Source organism: Mycoplasma sp. OR1901, assembly GCF_013348745.1.
Lineage (GTDB): Bacteria > Bacillota_I > Bacilli_A > Mycoplasmatales > Metamycoplasmataceae > Mycoplasmopsis.
Genome location: NZ_CP054666.1, coordinates 711,773 through 731,644, shown reverse-complemented (window position 1 = coordinate 731,644; position 19,872 = coordinate 711,773). Strand labels below are relative to the sequence as shown.

Annotated in this window: 10 protein-coding genes and 1 riboswitch; of the genes, 9 read left to right on the top strand and 1 reads right to left on the bottom strand. The window is 26.1% G+C overall.

Features of this window, described 5'->3' with window-relative positions; genetic code table 4:
• The first annotated feature begins 45 nt into the window (after positions 1-45).
• The 7 genes from HTZ87_RS02450 to HTZ87_RS02420 all read left to right on the top strand — a co-directional run bounded on the left by HTZ87_RS02450 (position 46) and on the right by HTZ87_RS02420 (position 10,096).
• On the top strand, positions 46-726 hold the full coding sequence (locus HTZ87_RS02450; RefSeq protein WP_174892981.1) for a nuclease-related domain-containing protein: 681 nt from the start codon (positions 46-48) through the stop codon (positions 724-726).
• Between the two features lies 1 nt (position 727).
• Entirely contained in the window at positions 728-2,851 is a 2,124-nt protein-coding gene (locus HTZ87_RS02445; protein ID WP_174892980.1) for a Tex-like N-terminal domain-containing protein, read from the top strand.
• A gap of 43 nt (positions 2,852-2,894) precedes the next feature.
• Entirely contained in the window at positions 2,895-3,890 is a 996-nt protein-coding gene (locus tag HTZ87_RS02440) for an ECF transporter S component (protein ID WP_174892979.1), read from the top strand.
• A 24-nt stretch (positions 3,891-3,914) separates the two neighbouring features.
• Positions 3,915-6,341 (top strand): MAG1360 family OppF-related protein, encoded by a 2,427-nt coding sequence (locus HTZ87_RS02435; RefSeq protein ID WP_174892978.1) that lies wholly within the window; start codon positions 3,915-3,917, stop codon positions 6,339-6,341.
• 67 nt (positions 6,342-6,408) lie between these two features.
• A riboswitch (TPP riboswitch) is annotated at positions 6,409-6,508 on the top strand.
• Between the two features lie 30 nt (positions 6,509-6,538).
• Positions 6,539-7,726, top strand: a complete 1,188-nt coding sequence (gene cypl, locus HTZ87_RS02430) for an ABC transporter thiamine pyrophosphate-binding lipoprotein p37/Cypl (RefSeq protein ID WP_174892977.1) — start codon at positions 6,539-6,541, stop codon at positions 7,724-7,726.
• 2 nt (positions 7,727-7,728) lie between these two features.
• Positions 7,729-8,466 carry an ATP-binding cassette domain-containing protein gene (locus HTZ87_RS02425; RefSeq protein WP_174892976.1) on the top strand — a complete coding sequence of 246 codons (738 nt, stop codon included), beginning with the start codon at positions 7,729-7,731 and terminating at the stop codon, positions 8,464-8,466.
• On the top strand, positions 8,444-10,096 hold the full coding sequence (locus HTZ87_RS02420; RefSeq protein ID WP_174892975.1) for an ABC transporter permease: 1,653 nt from the start codon (positions 8,444-8,446) through the stop codon (positions 10,094-10,096). Before HTZ87_RS02425 ends, HTZ87_RS02420 begins: the two co-directional genes overlap by 23 nt.
• Positions 10,097-10,115: 19 nt before the next feature.
• Here HTZ87_RS02420 and HTZ87_RS02415 read toward each other — a convergent pair whose 3' ends face one another.
• The gene (locus tag HTZ87_RS02415; RefSeq protein WP_174892974.1) at positions 10,116-11,486 is read right to left on the bottom strand and encodes a hypothetical protein; all 1,371 of its coding nucleotides are present in this window, start codon (positions 11,484-11,486) and stop codon (positions 10,116-10,118) included.
• Between the two features lie 303 nt (positions 11,487-11,789).
• On the opposite strand from HTZ87_RS02415, the gene HTZ87_RS02410 reads away from it, so the two are divergent.
• Both HTZ87_RS02410 and HTZ87_RS02405 read left to right on the top strand, forming a co-directional pair.
• Complete coding sequence (locus HTZ87_RS02410) at positions 11,790-15,440, top strand: DNA-directed RNA polymerase subunit beta (protein WP_174892973.1); 3,651 nt, start codon at positions 11,790-11,792, stop codon at positions 15,438-15,440.
• The gene (locus HTZ87_RS02405; RefSeq protein WP_371813973.1) at positions 15,433-19,869 is read left to right on the top strand and encodes a DNA-directed RNA polymerase subunit beta'; all 4,437 of its coding nucleotides are present in this window, start codon (positions 15,433-15,435) and stop codon (positions 19,867-19,869) included. The genes HTZ87_RS02410 and HTZ87_RS02405 overlap by 8 nt, the downstream gene beginning before the upstream one ends.
• The last annotated feature ends 3 nt before the right edge of the window (positions 19,870-19,872 follow it).

Sequence of the window (19,872 nt, the reverse complement as noted above, 5' to 3'; positions counted from 1 at the left end):
TTGAGATATTTTTTTATATAATATAGAATATATTTTAGGAGAAAAATGAACGAATATCCACATTATGTATTAAGTATCTTTTTTATTGTTTTATTCGGTGTGATAATTCTATTTTCACTTGGGTACTATATTTTTTGAAAATATTTTATAGATTATAAAAAAAACAAACAAGGCTTCTTATTTGAAAACTGAATAAATAAAAAAATAAAAAAGATAGTTGATAAAAAAACATTCATCTTCTCTGAAGGTGGTATTTATTCTTATGATAATAAAAAATATGAATTAGACGGTTTTTTGGTTAGTGATTCTATGATTGTAGTTTGTGAATATAAACTATATAATGGTATACTATCCGGGAACGCTAGAAACGAAAAAATATTTTTAAGTTTAGGTAAAAAAAGAAAAATTAAAGTTAAAAATCCGATTTTTCAAAATGAAAATAATATTAAGCATGTTTTAAAAATGCTTAAGAAAAATATCCCATATGCATCTTTGGTTGTTCTTCCCCAGAATACCAAAATAGAAATAAACGATGTTCCAGAACATGTTTTGTTAGTTAATGTAAACAATTTAGAACAAACGATAAATAAACTTATTGAATCATCGCAGACTTTGCCTAAAATAATTAATAACGAAGATGTTAAAAATTTATTTAATGCAATGAAAATAAAAACTACTAGTGAAAAAATAAAATTTAAAAATATGTTAAAAAGAAAAGGTAAATAATATGAACAATAAAACAATTGAAGAATTACAAAAAGAACTTAAAATAAGTTCAAAAAGTATTGAAACAGTATTGAATATGCTTAATGAAGGAAACACAGTTCCTTTTATATCTAGATATAGAAAAGAACAAACAGGTGGATTAAATGAAGAACAAATTTATGAAATTGAAAAAAGACATAAATACATTAATGAACTACTTGAACGTCAAGAATCTATAATAAATATTTTAAAAGAAAAAGGTTTATTAACAAAAGAATTAGAAAATTCAATTTTAGCAACAAAAGTTAAATCAGAACTTGAAGCTATTTATGAACCATTTAAAATTGGTAAAGTGACCAAAGCAACTACAGCTATTAAGCTTGGTTTAGAACCACTTGCTAAAGCAATTTATGAAAATAAAGACCCAAAATTTAATAAAGAAAAAGAAGCGTTAAAATATCTAACTGACGAAGTTGCGAGTGTAGAATTTGCACTTGAGCAAGCTAATTTCATTATTGCACAATGAATTTCTCAAAATGTTAATGTTAAAAATTCAATTAAAGAACAAATTTTAAAGTACGGTTTAATAGTTACTAAATTAAAGAAAAACGCAGTTGATGAAGGTCAAAAATTTAAAATTTATTATGATAAAAAAACTCCAATTAAATACATTAAAAACCATAATGTTTTAGCAATTAATAGAGCAACAAAACTAAAAATAATAACAACAAGTTTTGAATATAATGTTGATTATTTAGTTAAAAGTGCCTTATATTTTATTGATAGAAAACAAGTTAATAAAGATAATATAATTGATGCTTTAAACGACTCATTAAAACGTTTAATTTTACCTTCAGTTGAGAGAGAAATTTTTAGTGATTTATTTGCTAAAGCTGAAGAGTCTTCAATTAATATTTTTGCAAATTCTGTTGAAAAACTTTTAAAAGCACCTGCTACACAAGATAAAGTAGTTCTAGCTATTGATCCAGGTTATGCTAATGGTTGCAAAATGGCTGTTTTAAATCAAAATGGTGATTTTATTGCAAAGCAAAAAATGTATCCACATAAGCCACAAGAAAAAGTTGAATTATCTAAAAAAATAATATTAGATTTAGTTAGAAAATATAACATTGATATAGTTGTAATTGGTAACGGTACTGCTTCAAGAGAAACTGAAAAATTTATCGCAGATTTAGTTAATGAAAATAAATTAAACATTAAATGAACTATAGTTTCCGAAGTTGGAGCTAGTGTTTATTCTGCTTCGAAAGTTGCGATTGAAGAATTTCCTGATATGTCTGTTGAAGAACGTAGTGCAATTAATATTGGTAGAAAATTTATTGATCCACTTAATGAACTTGTAAAAATTGATCCAAAATCTATAGGTGTTGGACAATATCAACACGACGTTAACCAAAAAGAGTTAGAAAACTTTTTAACTTTTAAAGTTCAAAAAGTAGTTAATGAAGTTGGAGTTGACATTAATACAGCTACTAAATCAATATTAACTTACATATCTGGTTTAAACTCAACATTAGCAAATAATATTATTGAATATAGAAAAGAAATAAAACACTTTTCTAACCGTAACCAAGTTAAAAAAGTTAAAGGGATTGGTGATAAAACATTTGAACAATCAATTGGTTTCTTAAGAATTTTTAACTCAGATAACTACTTAGATAAAACTTTTATTCACCCCGAATCATATAAAATTGCTAATCAAATTATTGAAGATTACAATTTAGAACCAACAGACAACGGAATTGACGTTTCTATGCTAAATATAGACGAATTAGTTCAAAAATACAATTCAAATAAATTTGAAATAGAAATGATTTTAGATGCTTTTAAAAACCCACTTAAAAAAATAGATAACGATAAATCAGGATTTTTACTAAAAGATTCAATAGTAGACTTAGAACAACTTCAAGTTGGTTCAGAAGTAGTTGGTACAATTGAAAATATAACTGATTTTGGTCTATTTGTTTATATTGGTATTAAACAAACTTTATTCATTCATTTAAATGATTTGAATTTACCTAATAATATTGAAATTTTTGATCAATATTATCCTGGAATGACAGTAAAAGCAACAATTTTGAACATAGAAAAAGAACGTAATAGATTAAGTGGTAAAATTGCCTAACTTAGGGTTATTATTTTACTTAAAATAATGTAAAATAAAGTATATGAAAACAACAAACAAAAAAACTGAATTTAATTTAAAAAGATTTAATTTATTACCAAAATGAACAATTAAAAAAATGGTGTTTGTTGCTATTTTAATCGCAATTTCGGTTAGTTTTACAATAATTGCAGCACAACTTGTTCCAATAGTTAATTTACCAACTTATAAATTTTCATTTATCGGGCTACCGGTTAAGGTTTCTGGATTTATATTCGGACCTATGGTAGGCCTTTTTGTTGGTATAGTTAGTGATTTCCTTTCGCTTTTATTCATTCCACCCGCGGGTTATAACCCTGTTTATACATTAGCTACCGCAATCAATGGTCTAATTTCTGGTATCTTTGGATTTTATTTTATAAACATACTTAAAACAGCATATAGTAAAGAATATTTGATACAAAAAACAATGAGAAAAATTAATATTTTATCAATAAAATATCATGAAGCAAAACTTAGAAATGATGATATTTTGTCCGAGAAAATAGCTTTAAAAATTTTAGAATTAAATTCTAAAAAGAAATATGTTGTTAGTGAACACGCTTTAAGATATCAAAAAAATATTTATTTATTTGTCTCAATATTACTAATTATTCTTGTTATAGCCACTAATACACTTGTCGTTTTAAATATGCCTGATAAAGTTATTGATAATGGTATTATTCAAAATAGATATTGATTATTAGGTATTATGAATATTGGTTTTGTGCTAATGGTTTTATTTATTTTAATTGGTAGATTCACATTAAAAACAAATACATACATAAACATTGTTCCTATAATTGTGTTTAGTGCTTACCTAGAATTAGTTAATGTGCCTGTTCTTTCTTATGCTGATCTTATTTCGCTTGGTAGCGGTAATATTAAGGATATTTTTATATGAATATCTCAGCATATTTTATCTAGCCCTCTTAAAATTTGATTCAATACTTTTGTTATTTTCTTCACATATTCTGTAATTAGTAAATTAGTTAATAAAAATGAGAATTTAGTTTATTAATTCAAGGTAGAAAGTAGTTTATTAATGAGTAACAATACAAAAAGTGTCTTTAATATATACAATTTATTTGAAAGAAAAAACAAAAAACCATTCTTTCTTAATAGAAAGAAAATTTCATTACAAAATCCAATTGATATTGAATACTTAAGTGTCGAAAGTAAAAAAACATTTTTTTACATATCTAACGATAATAAAAGTCTAACTTTTGATAATTTATGAAATTCCATTAAATATAATAAAAATACACAAATATCATTATTAGTGAATAAGTCTGAAGATGGTGGAAAAGAAATATTAAATGATAAAAAAGAAATATTAAATAGTATTTTTGTTTTTAATACCGTAGATATTAGTGATGAAAAAGATTTCAACTTACCTTTAATAGAGATGTGAAATACTTGTTTTAAAGACATAAGCAACTCTTATAAAAGAGAAAATTCATCTAAAATTTTTGATCACATTAGTCACCATAACACTAAAAACTTATTCTCTAAAACCTTACTTTTACATTTTGAGAAATTTATTGATATTAATCAGAGTTATGAGAGATCATTCAAAAAAATATATAAAAAGTTTTCAACATTAGAAAAGTCTGATGTAGAAATTTTTAACGAGGTTCTTGATTCGTTTGAAAAGAATATTAAGGATTATTCTTTAAGAATGTTAGTTCAATATATCGATTTATTTAAAGAGATAAAAGAAAATGATAAATTTTTAAATCAAAATTATAAAGATTTAAATGAGGTTCAAGAAGAAGAAAGAATTATTGAATTAAATAACAGATTAAAATCATTAAATAAAATAAGAAAAAGTTCTATAGACACAATAACTAATGAATATAGAATTAAAAGAATTAATGATGAAATAAAAATTATAAATAAAATAATACATAAAACACAAGTTAATTCTAAAAATTATATTAATAATATTATTAAAAAATATAGAAACGAAAATAGTATTTTGAATACTAAAATAAGTATATTATCTAAAAAACCATTAATTTCAACAAAAAATTTGTTCAATAAAGTTTTAATTAATAAAAAAATAATTAGCTTCTGAAAAAAACACAAAGAAAAATTATTATTTTTAAATCTAGAAGAGTTAGAAACATTACATAAGCATTTAAACAATGAATTTCACTTAATTTTATTTTCTAACAAAAGTGATGTATCAAAAACAAAAGTAGTTAATATTTTTAGTGAATATATTCCTTATGCAAATATCGATAATTTTCTTTTTAAATCCAAAGAAAATAAGAATAACTTAAACAAATACCTAGAATCTCTTTATAATGAATTAAATGTTGAAAAAAATAAAGTTTACATGCAATTTAATGATCATAAAGATGAAATTAAGTTCCATGAAATCAAACAAAAAATTAATATGTCAATTGCTGAAACCAATTGAGTTAAAAAATCAAGTAATAATTTATTTAATAAAACTATAAAAGTTAAGCAAAATAAATTTAAAAGACTCAAAAGAAGTTATAAAGTTATCAATGAAATAATAGAAAATTGTTATCTTGCATTACAAGAAAATTATTATGATAGTAATTTTACAAATGAATTAAAAGCAAGGTTAAAGAGCACAGATGAGCTTTTATCAAAATTTGTTAAAGAATCAGAATTTTATAATTTTATTATTGAGATCTCACAGTTTACGAATTCTAAAAACTTTATTACAAAAAAGGCCGAAATATACTACAAAACAATGTTAATTTTTATTAAGACATTTGAATCTATTTCGGTTAATATTCAACAATTTTTGGAGCCCTTTAATAAGTTAAAAATTATTGAAAGAACTAAATTTAAATTAATACCATTTTGATTATCTAAAAATAAATTAATCATAGTTAATGATACTTTTAACATAATGAATTATAGTGATAAGACTGAATTACTAAGAATTCTTTCTATTTTATCTGATGATAATGATGCTCCGTTTATTTTTGTTTCTAATGATTCAAATTTAATTCAAACTGGAACATTTGATGAGATTCACATTTTTAATGATTATAAAAATTTAGAAGGATTTAAATTCCCTGAAGGATTAATAGAACCTAAATCACCATTTACAAAGCAAGTTTTAAAAGGCGAAGTGGTAGATAATACAATTAATGAAATAGAATTTAATGATCAAATTTTTAAAATAAATAATGATACAAATCATTATGTATATGTTTCTTTAAATGAATACAAAAATATATTAAATAGACAAAAGGAAAAAGAAAATCAAAACGAAGTTTCATTACAAACAAAAACTTCAGATCAAGATATTAACAATATTAATTCTTTATTTTACGATTTAGAATTTGAAATACAAAGCAATGATGAACTCACCTTAACAAGGTCAATTCATTTAACATCAAAAGAAAAAGAAGAAAAAATGAATGAATATTTAGAGTGAGAAAAAAATAATTATTCTACGCCTCTAAATAAAGAAGATTTTTAACATAAAATGTCGAAGTTATTTTCGGCATTTTTTTATATTCGCATAACTGTATTTGCTATATAATTATTAAGAAGGACAGAGGTACTGAAAACATTTTTTTCGGTTGAGAAATACTCTTATTAACTGATCTGGATAATACCAGCGTAGTGAGTCTATATTTTTTAATACCCTTTTAGTCCTCGATAAAAGGAGTCATTTTGAAAACAAAATTTTTAAATAAAATATTTTTTGGTGGATTAGCATTCACCTCAATACCGTTAGTTGCATTGTCTTGCTCTAACAAAGATAAGGAAAATTTGAAAGAAGTTAAATTATCTATTTATACAGGTGAAGCACAAGGTAATTTAACTGACGAAGAATATAACAAAATTCTATCTCAATATAAATCACAATACAACCAATTTATTTCGGATTTAAACGAAGAATTAAAACTTATAAATCCAGAGCTAAAATTGGATATTAATATCAAAGGTGAAGAAACTTACGAAAATCAAATACAGTCAATACAAAAAAATGAAACTGATATAGTTTTTTTAAGTTCTGCAAGCATTTATGAGAAGAAAGAAGATTTATTAAAAAGATCTGGTGGAAAATTATTTCTTCAAACTTATACACGTAAATTTAAAGGACAAGAATCAAATGATCAATCATATGTAGATGGTTCAACCAATGATCCACTTAGAAAAATCGCTTTAAATGAATATGAGTTATACAAAAATAAATCTAATTATACAGGTTCTTGAAATGGTGCTATTTATCAAGATTTATACCAAGATTCAAATAATTTAACACCATTCCAAAGAGGTATGATTATCATTGTAGCAGACGAAAATACTAAAAACGAAATAGTTAAAGCTTGAGAAGATAAAGATTATGATAAATTCATTTCTTATGGAATTGGTATAGGTAGTCAAAGTTCAGGAAGTAAATATATATTACCACAAGCTTTATTTAAAAAACATTTCGGACCTAAATATAAGTCATTTTTAAACTTACAACAAGATCCTAAAATGCAATCATATATTAAAAAAGTTAAGTTTAAAGAAAAAGACACTAATAAAGATATTCATATATTTTTAGATAATGAAGGTTCATATGCATACACTAAAGAAAGTAAATTAGCTAAATATTATGAATCAAATGAAAGACCTAATGAAAAAATACACTTTCTAACAGTTACTGATGTTTTTCCTTATAACGTAGGTCTAAAAAGTAAAAGAATAAGCGACAAAGATGCTAATGATATTAGTCAAGCATTAATTAATTTATCTAAAAAAGGTAAAGATATTTTTGGATCCTCAAATGGATTTAATGGTTATAAATTAATTGAAAATGCTGAAACAGAATTTTGAGATATCATTGAAAAAAGTTTAGGTAAAAAATAATTATGATTAAGTACGAAAATGTTGAACTTAATTACGGAGACAAAAAAATTCTTTCGGATGTTAATTTAACATTTGAAAAAAATAAAGTATATGGGTTAATCGGTAAATCAGGAAGCGGTAAGAGTACACTTTTGTATTCTATTTTTGATTGAAAGATTATAAAAGCAGGTAATTTAATAATTAGTAATAAGAAGAATGAATGAACATCTACAAAAGAAATTAAGACTTTTAAAAATAGTATTTCGCTTTTGGAAGCTAATAATAATTTTATTGATTCATTAACTTTTTACGAAAACATATTACTGTCATATAGATTATATAAAAACTATTTTTATAAAGTTTTTAAGTTGTTAACTAAAAATCAAAAAGATTATCTTTTTGATTTGCTTAAAGAATTCGGTATGGAAGAATATGCTTTTGCTAAAATATCAGATCTTTCAACGGGACAAAAACAAAGATTAGCTTATATTAATGCTATATTTAATATTCCTGATGTTTTATTATGTGATGAACCTACCAGTAATTTAGATAATGTTAACACAAAATTAATATACGAATCTATTCAAAGAAATAAACAAAATCGTATTACTATAATAGCTTTACATGATTTAGATAGTGCAATAGATTATTGTGATAATATAATCGCTATAGATAACGGTAAAATAGAAAAAATATTTAGTGAAAAAGTATCTAATAAAGAACAATTAATGGAATATTTTGACAAAAAAACAGTTCAATAATAAAATAAAACAAACTAAAACAATTAAGTGGTTAATTAGCCTAGTTTTAGTGACTATTTTTATTGTTTTTAGCTACTATTCATCGTTTTTTGAATTTTATAGTAATTTTGAATTAATATGAGAAAGAATATCTAGTTTATTTAAATTTAATCATAATGACATTGATAACAATATTAATAACTTATGATTATCTAATCTAAGACTTTTATGAGTAACTATTAAAACTACTTTAACCGGAACTTTATGTGGGTTGATTTTAGCTTTCTTTACTTCTTATTTAAACGCAATTAATTTACATAAAAAAAGATTTTTTGCAATTGCTATAAAGTTTTTAATATCAATTTTAAGAAGTTTCCCTTTATTGATAATAATTTACTTTTTCAAAAAAATATCAACATTAAATTTAACTGCTTTTTTAATTTTTTTCTGATCAACTTGACTATGAATGCACCGTTATTTCAACGATATTATTGAGAATTCAGATGTTAAAAAATATTGAACAGAAATTAATTTGGGTAAAAATAAATTTAGAAGTTTTTATAAAAATGTTGTTTTAAATAATAAAAATAGATTTATTATGAATTCTATTTTAGCTTATGAATCTAACATCAGATGATCATCAATTTTAGGTTCGATTGGTATTTATGGTATTGGTCTTTTTATCGATGCCTACAAAGAAAAGTTTGAATACCTTTCTATAAGTATTTTTTACATAGTTACTTTATTAATTATTTTAGAATCTTTACTTGTACTATTCAACAAATTTATAGGTATTAGAAATTCTAACATTACTAGAAATATAAATTTTAATAAGACATTGAGATACAATTATAAAAAGATAATATCAGTTTTATTTTTAATTATTATATTTGTTGTTTTTATTTTTGGTTTAATCGATCTTTTTAAAGATACTATTTCTTTAGATAACTTTAAAAAATATTTTAAAGAATTAATGAGTGCTGATTTTAGCTATTTAAAGGGTACTTGAAAATTTTATTATTTTGATTATATCAAAGCTTTTATCTACACTTATCAAGCGATATTTTTGGCAGTTGTTTTTTCTTTGCTATATTCTTTTTTATTAGTAGAAAAGATAATATCACTCAAAGTAACATTATTGGCTAAATTTATTATTATTCTACTTAAATCAATACCAGCAATTATTTATTTTTACTTTATTATTATTTTATTTTCTGAAGAAGCAACTTTTATTTTTATGTTAAGTGTAATTGCTTTTAGAGCACTAACTAAACAAATATCAGAAAAAATAAATTCAAAAGTTGATAAAAAAGTTCAGACATTAATTTCATTAGGTTACTCTAAATGGAAAATTTATAAAACGTACTTAATTCCACAAATCAAAAAAGACATTTATTCTTTTGTATTTTTTGAGTTTGAAGGGACATATAGAAACGCGATTAATTACGGTATTTTTACTGGTGTTGTTTCTATAAATACTAATATTTCATATTTTGAATCTAAAGATAAATATGAGTATATAATACCACTAATGTTACCTTCAATTTCATTCTTTATTATGCTTGAATTTTGTTTATTATTCATTAAGTATAAAAAGCAAATTAAAGAATACATTAAGAATAATTATTATAAAAGCAAACCTATCAATTAGGTTTGCTTTTATCATAACATTACATATTTTCTATTAATTCTAAAATTGGTTTCGCTGCATTTTTATAGTAATTTGATAGTTGAAGACTAAGAATTGAAACATTATCGATAGATCTTAAAATATTTAAGACATTATATTCATTATATGCTTCTTCGTTATTCATTATTTCTTGGATGTAATTATTGTCTAAGAAAAGTGTATTTTCGTTATCTTTGTAAGCTAATAAAGCGTATAAATTATTATTTTGTGCATAAATTGAGGAACTTTCTATTACATAACCTTGTCCGAAAAGTTTATTGTTTCTAAAGTTTTCTAAAGCGCTAATAATGTTGTTTTTATCGTTTTCACTAATAGAGTGGTCTGTTCTTAATTTAAACATTATATTAATATCTAAACTTTGTGTTTTAGTAGGAACTAAACTCACTTCATATCCCTCGTTATTTATTTGATAGTGATTTAAAATTGAGAAATTAGGAAGTTTTTTCTCTTCGTTAGATAAAAATTTAAAAAATACTAATCTTTTTATGTCGTTGCTAATTATTGGTTTTAATGACTCTCTCGTAGCTTCATTTTGAATTTTTGAATAAGAAGTTGAATCGTATAAATCATTATTATCAATAACTTCTAAGTTTTGGATTTCAATAGTATGATTATTTATTTTGTATATTTCACATAACCCAATGTCTTGTAATCTTTTTTGATGTGAAATATCTGGGTATTTTAATGTATTAAAGTGTTTAACTGCACCTTTACTATCTAAAAATTTAACATCATTTTGACCGTTTAAAATAAAACCTTTTAATTGCTCAAGATTATATCTATTTTTAGTTAATAATTCGTAAGTATATTCATTTATTTTATTATCTGATTCTACTTTTCTTTTAATGTTTTTTCTTTTAAAAATAAACATTAAAATTGTTAATAAAATGAATAATCCTGTCACTGCACCAAGTGATGGCAATACGTAATAAAATATAATTATCATATCCACTAACTTTTCTGTAAATCCCTTTAGGTTTGGTATGAACGCTAAAATAGAAGCCGCAATAATACCAAGTGCAAATATAATTGAAAAAACTAAAAATACTATGCTAAGAACTTTGAATTTCTTTATTTTTTTGTTAGCTAAATTTAAATTATCGTATGTTTGTTTAACAAACTCATGATTTATGTCTTTTAATGTACTATCTAGAATATTTTTTCTTGTATTATAAAATTGTTCTAAAGTGTTTTTTTCTTCTTTAATTTGTATTGAAGTTTCTTCTGTAATTCTAGTTTCTAGATTATTATTTACATACCTTAATAGGAAATTATCACCGAATTTAGATGCAAATTCCTGATTAATTTCTTTTCCTTTTTGAATTTTGTTGTTTAAATTTGAATTTTCCATATGTCTCCTTAAATAAATTATAAAATAATTTAATTTTTTACGTAGTTATTAATATTATTTTTTGATAAACCGATTCTAAAGCTTTTTAATATGAAAATTTGTTTTTTATGCCTATATACAAGGCGAAAAAATAAATTTTTAAAATAAAAAATCAAAAATATACTAAAAATATGAGAATAATTTCTCGCACATATACACTATTTTTATTAATTACCAAATTATTTATTAAAATTTATTTTAAATTGTGCTATAATTTCAATACTTTTATAATAAAAGTCATTTTGCAATAAACGGAGGAAATAAATGGTTGTCGAAAACGAAAAAAATAAAAAATATACAATTCGTAAATTTGGTCCCAAAACTTTAAGGAGAGATTATTCAATTACAAAGAAATCTCTTCCTTTATTTGATATTTTAAAAATAAGCAAAGAAAGTTTTGCACAATTTATTAAAAATGGTATTCAAGATTCTCTTTTAGAAATTTACCCAATTACAGCAGGTAAAATGAAATTAGAGTATGTTAAAGGTTCGCTTGAAATTGAATATCCTTACAAAAAAATTACAAGCGAATGAGACGAAATCAATAAGTGTAAGACTAAAGGAATTAACTATAGTTTTAAAATCTATGCAACATTAAAAGTTGAAAATATTGAAACAGGTCAATTAAAAAGTGAAAAAGTTCTTTTAGGAGAGGTTCCACACATGACATCAGGTGGAAGCTTTATTATTAACGGTTCTGAAAAAGTTATAGTTAGTCAGTTGATTCGTTCACCTGGTGCTTACTTTGGTCTAGGTGTTCGTAATAAGCAATCTGATGACTTGTTCAACAAATTAGAAATATTACCAAGAATCGGTTCATGATTTGAAGTTTCACATAAAGTTACATCAAACTCAATTGACTCAGTTAAAGTTAAAGTTGATAAAAGTAAAAACATTTCATTAACAACTTTCTTAGGTTCATTTGGTTTCACTCCAACTATGATGTTTAAACTTTTTGGTGAAACGGATTTACTAAGAGAAACATTAAAGAAAGATAAAATTTTAAGTAATAGTGAATTAACTCAAGAACAAATTATTGAATTAACTCAAGAAGAAATATTTAAAACAATAAGAAAAGGTGATAGAGATACAATCGAAGCTAAAAAATCTCTTTTACCATCTATGCTTTTTGATAAGAGAAGATATAACTTATCAAAAACAGGTCGTTATATGTTAAACAAAAAACTTTCATTAGTTGATCGTATAACAAATACATATTTAGCTGAAGATATAAAAGACAAAGATGGTTTAGTGCTTTTTGACAAAGGAACTTTTATAAATTTAAAAATTGCTAAAGAAATTCAATCATTATATGAAAACAAAATTTTAAAAGCTGAAAAAATTGAAAATATAGATCCAGAACATGTTTATCATAAAATTTATAGACCTGAAGGTTTAAACTTATATGGTCAACAAGTTGGAAACCCTGAACTTAAAAAACGTATTAAAATCACAAAAGTTAAAGTGTATCCAAGTAAAAAATGAATGAAATTAAAACCAAATGAACCAGTAACAGTTATTGGTAATGATCCACAATCTACAGAAACACATTTATTAATCTCTGATATTGTGGCTGCAGTTAACTACTACTTTAACTTAACATCTGGTGTAGGTTCTGATGATGATCCGGATTCATTAGTTAACAAACGTATTGTTTCTGTTGGTGAATTATTAGAAGGCCAAATTATGATTGCACTTTCTAAATTAGAAAAAACAACACGTGAACGTATGGGAGCTAAAGAAACTGAAAAAATAACAGCTAAAAATGTTACAAACAACAAATTGATTACAAATCAAATGAAAACATTCTTTAACTCATCAAAACTTTCACAATTTATGGATCAAATTAACCCACTTGCTGAAGTATCAAACAAACGTCGTGTTACTTCTCTAGGACCTGGTGGATTAAGCCGTGATACAGCTCAATTCGAAGTTCGTGACGTTCACTCAACTCACTACGGAAGAATTTGTCCTATCGAAACACCTGAAGGGTTAAACATCGGACTTATCCTTAACTATGCAACATTTGCACAAGTTGATGATTTAGGGTTCTTAAAAACTCCATACTTCAAAGTTAATAATGGTGTTGTTGATTACGAAGATGTTCGTTACTTAACAGCTGCACAAGAAATTGGTTATTCATTTGCTCAATCATTAGTTAAAATTGACGACAATAATAGAATTGTTAGTGATACTTTAACAATTAGACGTGATTACAATTACTTAATTGGAACACCAAAAGAAGTTGATTTTATTGAGGTTTCATCAAAACAAATGGTTTCAGTTGCTGCCGCAGGTATTCCGTTCTTAGAAAATGATGATGCCAACCGTGCACTTATGGGTTCAAACATGCAACGTCAAGCAGTTCCATTATTACAAACTGAAGCACCTCTTATTGCAACAGGTATCGAAGCAGATATTGCTAAATATTCATCATATAATTTAACAGCTAAAAACGCTGGAGTTGTTACTTTTGTAGATAGTTCAAAAATACATATTAAAAGAGATGAAACTGGTGTTACTGACAAATATATGTTAAGAACATTTGAAAGAAGTAACCAAGGTACAATCATACACCAAAAACCAATTGTAAACTTAAATGATAGAGTTGAAGTTGGCGACTTACTTACAGATGGTTCATCATTTAAAGACGGTGAATTATCATTAGGAAAAAACGTTTTAGTTGGATTTACAACATGAAACGGTTATAACTTCGAGGATGCTATTATTATCAATGAGCGTCTTGTGAAAGAAGATGTTTATACATCAATTCATATCGAAGAACATATTATTCAATTTAGAAATTCAAGAGCAGGTAAAGACGAACTTACTCCAAACATTCCTAACGTTTCAAAATATGCAATTAGAAACTTAGATGAATACGGAATTGTAAAATTAGGTTCTGATGTTAACCCTGGAGATGTTTTAGTTGGTAGAACATCACCTAAAGGTGAAGAAAACCCATCTCAAGAAGAAAAACTTTTAAATGCTATTTTAGGTACAAAATCATTAGCTTATAAAGATACATCATTAAAAGTTAAAAACGGACATGGTGGAACAGTTATTGATATACAAGTTCTTTCAAAAGAAAATAATGACGTTTTAGAAGAAGGTGTTGAAAAAATTGTTAAAGTTTCAATCGCTCAAAAACGTAAATTAAAACCTGGTGATAAAATGGCTGGACGTCACGGTAACAAAGGGGTTGTTTCAATCATTTTACCAGTTGAAGATATGCCATACTTAGAAGATGGTACACCACTTGATATTATGTTAAACCCTCAAGGGGTTCCTTCTCGTATGAACATCGGTCAAATTTTAGAATTACACTTAGGAATGGCTGCGAGAAAATTAGATGTTAAATTTGTTACTCCTTCATTCGATGGTGTTAAAAAAGTAGATATTGAAGCTGCTCTAGAAGAAGCGGGATTAGATAAATCTGGAAAACAAACATTAATCGACCCAATTACAGGTAGAAAATTTGATAAACCTGTTTCTGTTGGTGTTATGTACATGCTTAAACTTAACCACATGGTTGATGATAAAATGCATGGTCGTTCAGTAGGTCCATACTCATTAATTACACAACAACCATTAGGAGGTAAATCTCAAAATGGTGGACAAAGATTTGGGGAAATGGAAACATGAGCGTTAGAATCTTATGGTGCAACAAATGTTTTACAAGAAATATTAACTTATAAATCAGATGATATTCAAGGTAGAAATGCTTTATATAGCGCTTTAGTTTCAGGTAAAGAATTACCTAAACCTGGTACACCTGAGTCATTTAATGTTTTAAGTTATGAACTTAAAGGATTAGGTATGAAACTTGAAGTTTCTGAACAATCATTAGATGATTTCGAAAATGAAAGCGAGTACGAAATGTTACAATTCGAAACTGGAGGAGATAGTGAATAAAAATTATATTAATAAAATAACATTATCATTAGCAACAAAAGATGACGTTGCTCAATGATCTAATGGTGAAGTAAAAAAACCAGAAACAATTAACTATAAGACATATAAACCTGAAAAAGATGGTTTATTTGACGAATTAATTTTTGGTCCAGTTACAGATTATAAGTGTGCTATTTGTGGTACAAAATACAAAAAAACAGACGAAAATGATATCTGTACTAAAACTCCTCAATGTGAAAAATATAAACCTGTTATTCTTCCTAAAATTTCAAGAAGAAGTAGAATGGGGCACATTAAACTTCACAACCCAGTTGTTCACTTTTGATTTTTCAAAATTGACCACTCAATAATTTCTAAATTATTAGGTTTAAGAGTTCACGACTCAAACAAACAAGTTACAAAAGCAGATTTAGAAAAATTAATTTACTATAAATCTCATATAGTTTTAGATAACGGTAACTTAAAATCTCTTAAAAAGAACACTATTATAGACATTAATGAAGCACCTAATATTTACCGTGCTGCACTTGAAGAAATGTTAACTTTAGAATACGATGATGAAGAAATTCTTCAAGATATTAAAGATACTTTAGATGAATTAATTGAAGTTGCACAATCAGAAGATGGTAAATCTTTCGGGGTTGACTTCTATCACTACAACGATTTAATCGAAGAGTATACAACAGCTAAAATTGGTACAGGTTCTAAAGCTATTGAATATTTACTTGAAAATATTGATTTAGAAGAAGAACGTAAATTAGTTGAAGCTGAAATAGATAAAATTAATTTAGAAATTGGTAATAGTTATGCATCAAGTTCTAAATTACAAGAAAGATCTAAACTTTATAAAAGACTTACAATTATTAGTTCATTTATTAAATCAGGTCAAAAACCTACAGATATGTTAATTTATAACTTACCTGTTATTCCTGCTGATTTAAGACCACTTGTTCAACTTGATGGTGGAAGACACTCAACTAGTGACGTTAATGAATTATATCGTCGTATAATTATTAGAAATAGTCGTTTAGAAAAATGAAATAACGCTGATGCTCCTATGTTAATTAAACAAAATGAGTATCGTATGATTCAAGAAGCGGTTGATGCTTTAATTGACAATGGTAGAAAAAAACCAAACCCTGTTACAGCAAAAGATAACCAACCACTTAAATCTATTTCTGATGCACTTACAGGTAAAAAAGGTCGTTTCCGTCAAAACCTTTTAGGAAAACGTGTTGACTACTCAGGACGTAGTGTTATCGTTGGTGGACCTGAACTTAGAATGCACGAAGTTGGTATTCCACGTGATATGGCCGCTAAATTATTCGAACCATGAATCATTAAAGAATTAATTAATAATGAAGAAAGTATTACAAGCATTAAAACAGCTAAAAAATTAATTGAAAATTTAAATCCAATTATTTGAAAATACGTTGAAAAAGCAATCGAAGGTAGACCAGTACTTTTAAACCGTGCTCCTACACTTCACCGTTTATCAATCCAAGCATTCCAACCTGTTTTAATTCGTGGTAAAGCAATTAAACTTCACCCACTTGTAACAACAGCGTTCAACGCCGACTTCGATGGGGACCAGATGGCTGTTCACGTTCCTATCTCAGACCAAGCAGTTAGAGAAGCAAAAGAGTTAATGTTAGCTTCTAAAAACATTCTTGGACCTAAAGATGGTGAACCTATCATTAACCCTTCACAGGATATTATCTTAGGTTTATACTACTTAACAATCGAAAAAGCCGGAGCTAAAGGTGAAGGTAAATTCTTCCCATCTATGGATGAAATGTTATTAGCTTACGAAAGAGGAAATGTTACTCTTCACACAAGAGTTGTATTACCAATTAAAGCTTTAAACAAATCAAAAATGTTAGAAAAAGCTACAAGCAAACCATATATTTATTCAACAGTAGGTAAATTTATATTAAATAATGTATTCCCTATTGATTTCGAATTTATTTTTGGTAAATATGCTGAACGTAAATACAAAGAAGAAAACGGACAATTAAAAGTTGTTAGCGAAAAAGAAGTAATTCACTCTTCAAGTGTTCAAGAACAACTTGATAGATATACTTTTGATTACGGAACAAACTTTGTTGAAGAAATCAAAAACAGAGAAACTAACTTAAGTTTAACTAAAAAAGATATTGCTAAAATCATTAGAAAAGTATACGAAAATTACGTTCACGTTGTATCTATGGAAGATATCGCACAAGTTATTGATAAAGTAAATAGTATTAACTACGAAAACATGTTAGAAGAGTGTTTAGCATTAAGAGATTACAAAAATGATTTAATCCCTGAATCACACGCTAACTTAATCAATAACTTTATTAAAGAAGAATTTGAAAAGATTTGATTTAAAACTAAAAAAACACTTACAAACGAAAGTGTTACTTCAGGAATGCAAGAATATCAATGAGATATTACTAAATATACATATGTTCTTGAACAAGTTTGATTTAAATATACAAACGTAGTTGCATTCGTACTTGACGCTATTAAAGATTTAGGATTCAAATTCTCAACACTTTCAGGAATTACAATTTCTATGAACGATGTTAAAACACTTGAATCTACTAAAGAAAAAATTGCTAAAGGTGATAAACATACACAAGAACTTAAAGAGTACTTTGAAAATGGATACTTAACAGATGATGAGAGATATAAATTAACAATTCAAAATTGATCAAAAGTTAAAGATGAAATTGAAAAAGAACTTAAAGAAGTTACAAAATCAGACTTAGACAACCCATTATTTATGATGATGAGTTCTGGAGCCCGTGGTAATGCATCTAACTTTACACAGTTAGCTGGTATGCGTGGACTTATGAATAACAACACCAAAATACTTAAAGCCGATGCGGAAAACGACCGTGTGGTTCGTTCTACAATCGAAATTCCTGTTAAATCATCATTCCTAGATGGACTTAGTGCTTATGAGTTTTATTCATCAACTCACGGGGCCCGTAAAGGACTTACAGATACTGCGCTTAACACAGCTAAATCAGGATACTTAACACGTAGATTAGTTGACGTTGGTCAAAGTATTGTTGTTCGTGAAAATGATTGTCATTCAGATTATGGATTCCCTGTTAAAGATATTAAAGATACAAAAACTGATACAGTTATTGAATCTTTATACGACAGAATTGAAGGAAGATATACAAACAAAGCTATTTACGATGATAACGGTAATGAAATTATTGGTGCTAATAAACTTATTACACCTGAAATTGCTGACTTAATCGTAAATGTACATAATAAAGAAGTAGTTGAAATTCGTTCTGTTTTATCATGTCATACACGTAACGGCGTTTGTCAACACTGTTATGGAAAAGACCTTGCAACTAACAGGGTTGTAAGTATTGGTGAAGCTGTCGGTGTTATCGCTGCTCAATCAATTGGTGAGCCTGGAACACAGCTTACAATGCGTACATTCCATACAGGAGGGGTTGCCGGTGTAGAAGATATTACTGGTGGTTTTGGTAGACTTATTGAGCTTATCGATGCCTACGATTTCCCTTGAGGTAAACCTGCTGTTATTTCAACAGTTTATGGAACAATCACAAAAATTGAACAAGCTAAAAACAAAGAAACAGGTAAAGAAACAGACATTACAATTGTTACAGTTACAAATAAAAATGCTAATGGTGATGATGTGCACACTGACTACCACGGAAAAATTTCTCAAAAATTACGTGTTAAAAAAGGTGATAAAGTTACACCAGGACAAAAGATTTTTGAAGGACCAGTTATCTTAAATGAATTATTAAACGCTGCTGGACCAAGAGCTGTACAAAACTACTTATTAAAAGAAACACAAAGACTATACCGTTTACAAGGTATTACAATTTCAGATAAATATATCGAAATTATAATTAGACAATTATTATCAAAAATTATGATTATAGATACAGGTGATTCTAAATTCTTTAACGGTGCATTAGTTGATACATTTATTTATCAAAAAGAAAATGGAAAATTACTTGCACAAGGTAAAAAACCTGCATATGGAGAAGTTAAAATTAAAGGGGCTAAACAAGTTCCGCTTCTATCAGATTCTTGATTATCAGCTGCATCATACCAAGAAACAGCTAAAATATTAGTTAACTCTGCAGTAGGTATGAGAATTGATAAATTAGACGGATTAAAAGAAAATATTATTTTAGGTCATAAAATTCCTGCTGGAACAAATAGTAACTATGAACTAAAAGGTAAATATGATATTAGAGATCCTAAATCATACTTTAAAGAAAAATATGATCCAACTATTGAATTCAAAGGTGATACAACAGATTCTGAAAACGCATTTGATTTAAACGATGTAATTAGTTATAATTACGATGATAATGAAATGGAATCAAACCATATAAACAATGATGATTATGAATTCGAATTCGAACAATTCGAAGTGTAATTA